The organism is Paenibacillus sp. 01L418 (assembly GCF_056400045.1).
Window position 1 is genome coordinate 1 of record NZ_JBFTSN010000255.1, and the last position, 9,317, is coordinate 9,317.

At 46.0% G+C, this 9,317-nt stretch carries 9 protein-coding genes and 1 pseudogene; 3 read left to right on the top strand and 7 right to left on the bottom strand.

Translation table 11 applies throughout. The features are described from left to right. A partial coding sequence (locus tag AC1DSE_RS23640) for a glutamate dehydrogenase (protein ID WP_477528281.1) occupies nucleotides 1-852 on the top strand: 852 nt, incomplete at its 5' end. 138 nt (nucleotides 853-990) lie between these two features. Here AC1DSE_RS23640 and AC1DSE_RS23645 read toward each other — a convergent pair. After that, entirely contained in the window at nucleotides 991-2,310 is a 1,320-nt protein-coding gene (locus AC1DSE_RS23645; RefSeq protein ID WP_477528282.1) for a VWA domain-containing protein, read from the bottom strand. A gap of 158 nt (nucleotides 2,311-2,468) precedes the next feature. On the opposite strand from AC1DSE_RS23645, the gene AC1DSE_RS23650 reads away from it, so the two are divergent. Next, a complete protein-coding gene (locus AC1DSE_RS23650) occupies nucleotides 2,469-2,771 on the top strand; it encodes a hypothetical protein (protein WP_441879080.1) in 303 nt (100 codons plus the stop codon). 67 nt (nucleotides 2,772-2,838) lie between these two features. Here the strand turns inward: AC1DSE_RS23650 and AC1DSE_RS23655 are convergent, their stop codons facing one another. The 3 genes from AC1DSE_RS23655 to AC1DSE_RS23665 form a co-directional block, all read right to left on the bottom strand. Beyond that, complete coding sequence (locus tag AC1DSE_RS23655) at nucleotides 2,839-3,801, bottom strand: aldolase catalytic domain-containing protein (RefSeq protein WP_441879082.1); 963 nt, start codon at nucleotides 3,799-3,801, stop codon at nucleotides 2,839-2,841. A gap of 245 nt (nucleotides 3,802-4,046) precedes the next feature. After that, nucleotides 4,047-4,793: a GTP cyclohydrolase II gene (locus tag AC1DSE_RS23660; protein ID WP_477509380.1), complete on the bottom strand. Its 747-nt coding sequence runs from the start codon at nucleotides 4,791-4,793 to the stop codon at nucleotides 4,047-4,049. Between the two features lie 31 nt (nucleotides 4,794-4,824). Next, a complete protein-coding gene (locus AC1DSE_RS23665) occupies nucleotides 4,825-5,589 on the bottom strand; it encodes a DODA-type extradiol aromatic ring-opening family dioxygenase (RefSeq protein WP_477509381.1) in 765 nt (254 codons plus the stop codon). 147 nt (nucleotides 5,590-5,736) lie between these two features. On the opposite strand from AC1DSE_RS23665, the gene AC1DSE_RS23670 reads away from it, so the two are divergent. Beyond that, a complete protein-coding gene (locus AC1DSE_RS23670) occupies nucleotides 5,737-6,060 on the top strand; it encodes a winged helix-turn-helix transcriptional regulator (RefSeq protein WP_076267930.1) in 324 nt (107 codons plus the stop codon). A 71-nt stretch (nucleotides 6,061-6,131) separates the two neighbouring features. Here AC1DSE_RS23670 and AC1DSE_RS23675 read toward each other — a convergent pair whose 3' ends face one another. From AC1DSE_RS23675 to AC1DSE_RS23685, 3 genes and pseudogenes are all read right to left on the bottom strand, one after another. Then, on the bottom strand, nucleotides 6,132-8,453 hold the full coding sequence (locus AC1DSE_RS23675; protein WP_477509382.1) for a histidine kinase: 2,322 nt from the start codon (nucleotides 8,451-8,453) through the stop codon (nucleotides 6,132-6,134). 4 nt (nucleotides 8,454-8,457) lie between these two features. Then, nucleotides 8,458-9,066, bottom strand: a complete 609-nt coding sequence (gene kdpC / locus AC1DSE_RS23680) for a potassium-transporting ATPase subunit KdpC (RefSeq protein WP_477509383.1) — start codon at nucleotides 9,064-9,066, stop codon at nucleotides 8,458-8,460. Between the two features lie 31 nt (nucleotides 9,067-9,097). Continuing rightward, nucleotides 9,098-9,317 (bottom strand): annotated as a pseudogene (locus AC1DSE_RS23685) (potassium-transporting ATPase subunit B); the annotation flags it as partial.

Sequence of the window (9,317 nt, forward strand, 5' to 3'; positions counted from 1 at the left end):
GGTCATCCTTACCTCGGCAGCTTCACCGGCAAAAGCGTCATTAACGGCGGGTCTTTAGGCCGCAGAGAAGCTACCGGAAAAGGCGTTTATTTCACTTTCCGTTACATGCTTTATGATTTTCTTAAAGAGCAAAGCAGCTGGCTAGCTGGCAGCACAAACCCGTTTGTGCAAACCGCGTTAGCGCATGCGGACAAGCCGCTGTCGATCGCCGTTCAAGGCTTCGGCAACGTTGGTTCAGTCGCTGCAATGGAAGCATATAAATGCTCTTATTTAAACAATAAAGTAATAGCTGTAAGTGATCGCAACGTCACGTTATACAATCCAGATGGTCTCTCTGTCCCTTCATTGCTTGAATACGCATCGCTTCACCAAGGTGATTTGCCTTCGGACGAAGCCGCGCTGTCTGAGCTTGATATGAAAGCCCAAATTCTTGGCCGCGAAGAAGTCCTTTATTTAGATGTAGATGTGCTTATTCTTGCTGCACTTGAGGAGCAAGTTCGCAAGGACAACGTCGATCAAGTAAAAGCCCGCATCATTGTGGAAGGTGCGAATGCCCCTGTCACTGGCGAGGCTGATGAGGTGCTGACTGCAAAGGGCACCATCATTATTCCCGACATTCTTGCAAACGCCGGCGGTGTTATCGTCTCCTATTTCGAATGGCTGCAAGGGAGAGAAACACAATTTTTCACCGAGGAACAGGTGTATAAGATGTTGTATGAGAAAATGCAAACAACGTTAAACGGCATTCTGCCCGCTTTCTTCGGCGACCCTTTCCCGCTGCGTCAAAATTGTTATAATCATGCGGTTATGAAGCTGTCAACCGTGCTGTATCGTCAAGGCAAGCTTTATTAACATGCCTTCCTGACTAGGTATCTGCATGCTCCTTTAAGAGCTTCTTAGTCATAAATGTGACTTTACAGATTCAAATAAAGGGCAATCCCTCAACCAGCTTTGGCTGCCGAGGAATTGCCCTTTTTATAATGAAGAAAACTACTGCTGAACATAACGATTAATGACTTCAACAAGCAAATCATTGAGCAGCTTAACCTCATATTCGCCTACTGCTGGCTCTAGGTGATCACTGCCAATACCGCTGTCATCGGTTAAAAACAAATACGTGCCGCCCGTCGCTGTTGCCATGAAACGCATCAAATATTCCGTCTCTGCACTCACTCCGCTAGAAGCTACAGGTATAATTCTAACCCCTTGCTCTGCCGCATCCTCTGTAAGCTGCTTTATCTCGTCGATAACCTGTGGTTCATCATGAGGCGGTGCGTCTAGAACGAGAAACAGCAGACGCGCTCTAGCATCCTTGCTCCACTCATGCTCATGAAGCGCATCGCGCAGCGCCTGATCAACAGCCTCGGGATAATCTCCGCCCCCATCCGCCTTTTGTTTGTTAAATTGATCTATCACTTTATTTATGTCCGTAGTGAATGGATACGGCTTGACGATATAATCATCATGCTTATCTTTGTAAAAGTTTGCGCTAATACGAATACCAAGCTGATTTGCATGCTCATCGGACACTCGCTTCACAACATCCTTAAGCTCCGCTTCCAAATAATTTAGCTCATCTTCCATGGAGCCTGTCGTATCCACAACAAACATGATGTCTACCTGATCTGACAGCGCTGTACTTTTACTTAAATCAACTTTAATGCTGCCTTGCTGTGGGATGTCGATCTCCTGCGTCGTCTTGCTTTCTTGACCCGATTGCACTTTAACAGTATAACGGCCTAAGTTCGCCGTATCACTTTCAAATAAACCTGCATACACATAGGCTCTGCCCTCCGTGTTTGTACGCGCCTTCCATATCGTCTTCTTGCCTGCGTATAGTTCTACCTGTGCATCTGACAATGCTTTGCCTCCAGCTGTGACGATAACCTCAAGGCGGTTAAAATTCCAAAACTGCCATACCCGCTTGCTGCTATCCCCTTCTTGCGAGTTGAGTAAATTGCCAAAGCGATCCCAAGCAGCTATATCATCCCATTCGCCAGCAGTTAGTTGCCCGGCCTGCTCTATTTTGTCTGGATTTGAATACCCGCGTTTGYCCCCCTCTTTTTGTCTTAGAGGCTCCACACTAATGGATTTTCGATCCTCACCACTTGTAGTAGCTTCTCCTTTGCTCGGAGCTACACTCTCCGAACTGCTTTTGTATTCCATGTCTCGGTTACCACTGTTCGAGGCATCATTCTTAGAGGAAGAGCACGCGCTTAATACAAGAAACAGGGAGAGCAAAACAACGGTAATCCAGCCCAATCTTTTTCTTTGTCTAACATCCTTGTTGAGAGAATGACCCGCTTTCATTCCTTCAGCCCCTTTTTATTTATATTTACGTTTCCTAATCTGACGATTATTGGAAGTGTAATGTTGCATTAATAAGCCAGTAACATTACAATCGTTAACAGACATGCTGCGAGTCCCATGATCGGCTGCATGAAGCAATTATTCAGGAGGACTTCACCTTGGAAACATTCGAATTAATCGCATTTGAAATGACATATCAGCAAAAGACGATTCAGCTTTCTTTTACTTCCGCTGAGCTCGTTCGAGTTACGGAGTATGGGGATCGATTATGGTACGTGGATATAAATGGCGTTGGCGATCGTGAGCTATTAGCATGGTTTGGCAGAAATGAGGATATCGGAATTGAGCTTACTGCTGTCGCCAGCAGTGGGCAAACCTTCCGAGGCAAAGGCTATTTTCATCCGAATGAGCCTCATCAAGCTGCTGCTGTTCGGGGCGATGGCGAGCTGCTTGAAACATAATGCACACAAAAAAAGAAGCTAAGATAAGTCATGTTAATGACTTGCCTTAGCTTCTTTTGATTTATTATTATTTGCCGTGAGCAATTTCAGGCGTTGTAAGGCGATCATAAAACTCTACGCCTTTATCTTTGTCTGCAGAATCACGAAGCGCCATAGCGGAACGTGGATGCTCATCCAAAATACCTGTAATCATGTAAGGAATGATGTAACCCCATTCTTCCTTCTCGCGAAGCGGAACCATATACTTCTCGATCATATCAAGGACAGGACGGATGTTATATTTCGTGTTTTGAAGCTCAGATACCAATAGCTCCGTGTTGCAGTTGCCCGCTGCGCGGCCCATGCCATAAACAGATGCATCAAGCAGCTCAACGCCATGTTCTGCTGCTAGCAGCGTGTTAGCAAATGCAAGCTGCAAATTGTTGTGTGCGTGAACGCCTAGACGTTTGTTAGGCAAATGCTGACGGAACTTGTCAACGAGGTAGCTCATATCGCTTGGCTTCAAGCTGCCGTAGGAGTCAACGACGTAAACAACGTCAACAACGCTCTCATTGATAAGCTGGAAAGCTTCAATAAGCTGGTTCTCCATTACGTTAGAGAGAGCCATAATGTTAATTGTCGTTTCATATCCGCGATCATGGAATACTTTAACCAGCTCAAGCGCTTTATCTACATCTTGGATGTAGCAAGCAACGCGAATCAGATCAAGCAAGCTCTCGCTGCGCGGCAAAATGTCGTTCTCGTCAACTCGACCGATATCAACAAGTGCGGAAAGCTTCGTATTTCCTTTGTTAGGGATGACTTTTTTCAAGAAATCATCATTTAGAAAACGCCAAGGTCCTGCACTTTCAGCACCCTTAAGCAGTTTTGGAGAGTTTTTGTAGCCGATTTCCATATAATCGACGCCGGCTTCGTTCAAGCTTTGGTACAAATGCTGAACGAACTCGACACTAAAATCCCAATTATTTACGAGTCCGCCATCACGGATCGTGCAGTCAACAATTTTACAGTGGCTTGTTTTTGATTGCATGCTTTGTTACTCCTTTGATGTGAACATGAGTTCATTTTATCTCATCATACTTGAAAAGAAAGAGGAACGCAAAATAATTTTGTCGTTTTATGGTTAATTTAGAAGCAGTTTTGTCTACTCTGCAAACACCTTCTAGGTCAGCGATAGGACATCTACTTTGACTATTATGACCAATGTTCAGACAAAAAAGCCGTCTCAACGAATTAACGTAGRAACCGGCTTCTTTGGCTGCTTTCACAAATAAATTATTTAACAAGCGTATGAGGCTCTTGTCCATAATGACCCGATCGCTTCATTTTTGTTTGGATATATTTTTCATTATAAGTAGAGGAATTGCCCCATAATGGGACTCTTCCCGCCACGTTCATACCCGATTTGCGCAGTGCATCCACTTTCCGCGGATTGTTGGTAATGATCGATACCGGGTGCTTACGCAGCAGCTTCAGTACAGCAATTGCATCACTATAATCGCGTGAATCATCTGCGAAACCAAGCTCTGTATTCGCATCAACCGTATCGAGCCCATCCTCTTGAAGCAAGTAGGCAATCGCTTTACTGAACAAACCGATTCCACGGCCCTCATGATTGGCTAAATAAAAGAGCGCCCCCGTGCCGTGCTCTATTATGATCCGCATCGATTGCTTTAACTGAAAGCCGCAATCACATCTTGCGCTTCCGAAGATATCGCCTGTATGACAGATGCTGTGCATCCGAATTAGCGCGTCTTCATTATTTTCAAAATCGCCATATACGAGAACGCTTGATTGCTGCAGATCCGCATAAGAGAAACGATTTAAATCATCAACGAGCTGCTCGGGAGACAGCTCCTCGCCTGCTTCTTTGCGGAGCCAGCTATACCAATGAAAAATCTTAGTTTCTCCGTCAAGGTCGACGGGAAGCTTCACAGGACCGATCACATAAATGTCATCATTGCCGCTTTGCGTTCGTTTTAGTTTGTTTTTAATAAGTGCTGCTATATTAGGTTTAATCATGCTAGTTCACCTTCTCTAAAAGTATACGCAATTAAAATTGCATGCATAAGTAGCTTAGCGTACCAAATTCATAGCTTCGATAAATGACCTTTGGAGCTGACTCTGGGCTGCCGCTTCCTAAAGCTATATATAATGGAACAAAATGTTCTGCACGGGGTACTGCCATTTTAGCATGTGGAGCAAGCTGTTCATACTGAAATAGCGAATTTGTATCGTGCTTATTCATTTTTTCTATTAGCCAATCATCAAACTGTACAGCCCAGCTCTCCGGCTCCTTCTGTCCCCAGTTTACAGCACGAAGATTATGAACGGTCACGCCGCTGCCTATGAGCAAAATATTTTGTGAGCTTAAGCTTCGCAGCGCCTCGCCAATTCGGAACTGCTCCTCCGGAGCACGATATGGATTTACAGAAATCTGCACGACAGGAATATCTGCCTTCGGGAACATATGCTTCAGCATCGTCCATGAGCCATGATCCAGTCCTCTTTCATTATCATATGCTACCTGAATATTATTTTCGCTCAGCAAATGGCCAACATGCTCAGCGACTCTTACTGAGCCTTTAGCAGCATATTTGATCTGATAAAGCTCATCAGGAAAACCATAAAAGTCATAAATCGTTTCATATTCATCATCCTTGGATGAAATCGTAACGATGTCCGTCTCCCAATGCGCCGTGAAAATAACGATCGCATCCGGCTTTAGACTCGCGCCTGTTTGTTTCAGAAATTCGCTATATTCATTTTGCTCGACAGCGAGCATCGGTGATCCATGCGCTAGAAATAAAGGATTCATTGCGGTACCTCCTTAAATTCACTTACTATTTGTAACTAATTATAATTTTATAACTAAAGATAGTCAAGTAATTAACAATATCCAAGTGTGCTTGTATAAATAAGATATTGGAGTTATACTTATTAGAAGTAAAAAGAGGTGATGCGCATGGATCAATCTAACCTTTGTCCCCGTTTTCAGAAGGGAATGGAGCTTATAAGCAAGCGTTGGACCGGCCTTATCATATTCCAGCTTTTGTCCGGCCCGCAGCGCTTCTGCGCCGTTCAGTCCGCCCTTCCGATCAGCGGCAGATTGCTGTCAGAACGTTTCAAAGAGCTTGAGAATGAAGGTATTGTCGATAGACATGTTTACCCTGAAATACCTGTACGCATAGAATATTCATTAACGGAAAAAGGCCTTGCTCTTGAGCCGATTATCCGTGAAATACAAGTGTGGTCTCAAGACTGGATTGAACCGATAACCAAAGTCTAATCCATCCTACACAGCATAAAAGGGATTATCTGCTCAGCGGTGTTTAAGCGCTGACTAGATAATCCCTTTTTTTAACATTTATCCGTAATCCGGTTTGCCACAATGAGCATATCCATATGGCGTCCGGCTTGCAGCAATTCACGGACGATATTGCCGCGAAAGCTTGCATACCACGCCTTTCTGCTAGGCTGCCCAACGATAAGCTGCGTTGCTTTGATGCGATTGGCTGCCGTTAGAAGTGTACCCGCAATATGCTCCCTGCTCTCCGCTTTGGACATTTCAAATACTCCACCAAGCCTCTCGGTCAGCTTCATCAACAGATCACGCTTATTGATCGCCTCGTCTGTCCAAGGTGCGCCATCCTGCACATGATGCACATGCCACTGCGCCTTCAGGCGATACGCGATGCGGAAGCCCCGCCGAATAAGACGCTCTGCGTCCGCGAGAATATCGATGCCGACAAAGATGACCTCTCTTCGGCGCAGCGTTCCACGCAGCGTCTGATTGCGATCCCATGCTTCAAGCCGTTCATCCACATCATCAGCAAGCTCGCGAAGGGCAAGCTCTCGCAGCGCAATTAAATTGCCCGTCGTGAAAAAAGCACCAAGCGCTTGTTCCACTTTGGCTTTGGCATATATTTTCCCATCTCTCATACGCTGCTGCAGCATTTGCGGTGTCACGTCGATCAGCTCTACTTGATCTGCCAGCCTTATGATCGCATCGGGTACCGTTTCTCTAACACGAACGCCAGTAACCTGCTCAATGGCGTCATTCAAGCTTTCAATATGCTGCACATTCATCGTCGAAACAACCGATATTCCCTTCTGCAGCAAATAAATGACATCCTCATAACGCTTCTTCCTCAAGCTGCCCGGCACATTCGTATGAGCTAACTCATCCACCAGCACAACATCGGGATTTCTGCTAACTATCGCTTCAACATCCATTTCTTCGAGCTGAGTACCTCGATATTGAATCGTTTGCCTAGCGATAATCGGCAGATCTCCAATCTGCTTCAATGTATCCTCGCGCCCATGTGTTTCCACGATGCCAATAACGACATCTATACCTTTCTGATACATCATGTTCGCTTCAGCAAGCATCCGATACGTTTTCCCGACGCCAGGAGCCGCCCCGATATACAGATTGAAGCTGCCTCTTCTCATGGACTCCATTTGCTGCTCGCGCTCATCTGGGCTGAACCTTCGAAACAATGCTTTCCGCGAATCACTTCTTTGCTTAACAGGCAAAATCCGCTCGCCTTCTTGCTCTGAGCGGTCTGCCATAAGAAATAAATCGATCTGCTTGAGCTTGCGCAGCACGCTGTCAACAATTGAGCCCTGTTTCAGCTGCTGCCATCTGCTCTGCTTGGAATGGCCCATAACGATACGAGTAACCTGATGCTCCTCCGCGTACCTTACTAGAGCGGACGGCAAACGACGGCGGCTTTGCAACGGCAGCTCCTCAAATGTGCCCCCTACTTTAACGGTAAGCTTCTTTATTGAAGCTTTAAAAGCCTGCTCTTCCTTGGACAGTTTTTTTTGCGGCTCTTTAAAGGAAACGACTACGACATCTCCATTAAGCCTGCGGGCAATTTGCTGCCCTCTTCTTACATATAAAGAGCCGTTCCAATGATATTGTGCAGTTACCAGAATACGCTCGGAAGCACCCGACGGACCCGTGAGCCCCATCTCCTCCCGATGCTTCTCCAGCGACTCATTGACTCCCTCTGCGACGAGCCGCAGCGACAGCTCTCGCAGCACTGCAAGATTTCCCCGCAGGGAAATTGCAGGATCTGGCTTTACGCCAAGCGTTCCATCCTCAAACCGCTTAAGCATCGTTTCAGGCGATACATCAATTAGCCTAACCTCATCAGCAAGCTCAAGCGTATGAGCAGGAACGGTGCAGCTCGGACGAATTCCCGTCCATTTGAGAACAGCCTGATTTACACCCTCGAGCTCATACACATTGATTGTCGTAATAACGCTTATGCCCTTGCCAAGCAAAAAAATAATATCTTCTAGCCGCGTTTGAAACTTTGCATCTTCTCGATTGCGATGGGCTAGCCCATCTATGAGCAGCACCTCAGCGTCCCTCTCTACCAAAGCATCCAGATCTAGATCCTTTTGCTCTGCACCATCCTTCTGCCAATGGATGCTTGGCACACGCTCGAAAGGTTCAATCAATTCAAGCGTCTCCGGACTCTGCGGCCTAGGAACCGCGCAAAGGACAACATCAATGCCATCTCGCTTCAACTCTGTTCCTTCTCGCAGCATATGATACGTTTTGCCTGAACCGCTCACCGCTCCAATGAGTATTTTCAGACGTCCTTGATGCAGCTTTGCGATGGAGAGTAGCAGCTCCTCTGGCGTTTTCTTTTTCAGCGGAGCCATATGGCTATTCCCCCAACATTTTTGACAATGCGATATTCAGCTTCAACACATTAACCCGTTCGTCACCGAAAACGCCTAAATCGCGGCCTTCCGTATTTGCTTTAACCAATTGCTCAAGCTCTGCTGGCGATACGCCGGTCAGCTTGCTGATTCTTGCGATCTGTACATCAGCCGACTGCGGCGTAATATGCGGATCAAGACCAGAGCCTGAGTTCGTAATTAAAGCGATCGGCAGCTGGGAAACCGGTACATCTGGATTTTGTGCCTTCCAAGCCTCAATGGAAGCTTTGGTCCTTTCGATTAGAGTTGGATTGGATGGTCCAAAATTGTTCGATCCAGAACCGGCAGCATTATAGTCAATGCTTGATACACGTCCTTGAAACCATTTCGGATCAACAAAGCTTTGGCCGATCAGCTCTGAACCAACGACTTGGCCAGAGCTATCCTTTATAAGGCTTCCATTCGCTTGCTTAGGGAACAGCAGCTGAGCTGCTCCCGTGCTTGCAAGCGGGTAAATAATGCCGCAAATAATCATAAATATGATGCTGATTCGCAAAGGTATCATTAACGATGACAACTGGAATCGTGAAGCGTTTTTCGCTTGTTCATTCATATAGGTAAGCCTTCTTTCGTGTATGGTTATATTAAATCCATAAATGCACTGCAAAGTCGATGAGTTTAATGCCAACGAACGGAACAATGACACCGCCCAGACCATAAATGAATACGTTGCGGCTAAGCAATTTGGCTCCGCTCATCGGTTTGTACGCTACGCCTTTAATGGCAAGCGGGATAAGCAGCGGAATAATAATCGCGTTAAAAATAAGCGCCGACAGTATAGCAGACAATGGAGAGCCTAAATTC